Below are 240 nucleotides of genomic sequence, written 5' to 3' on the forward strand. Positions count from 1 at the left end.
CATGCAAGGGCAGACCATCCATTCCGGCGACCTTCGCGACGATCAACCGGAGGTCATGGACGCGCTCGGCAGCGCAAGCCTGAACCTCAGCGACACCACACTGAGTCCCGTCCGCGCCTTCGGAACGGGCAACGAGATCATCTCAAGGTCCTTCGGCACGGCCAGCCAGGTTCTCGGTGAGGTTGTCATGGAGGTAAACCTCGACGCCGCCCGCCAGAAGCTACGGGAGCGGTGGCTCGT

1 pseudogene is annotated in these 240 nt (G+C 63.8%); it reads left to right on the forward strand.

Annotation, left to right across the window (positions count from 1 at the left end):
• Positions 1 to 240, forward strand: a pseudogene (locus ACR9ZK_RS23250) (sensor histidine kinase); the annotation flags it as partial.

It is taken from the genome of Monashia sp. HAY1-5C (genome assembly GCF_056755255.1).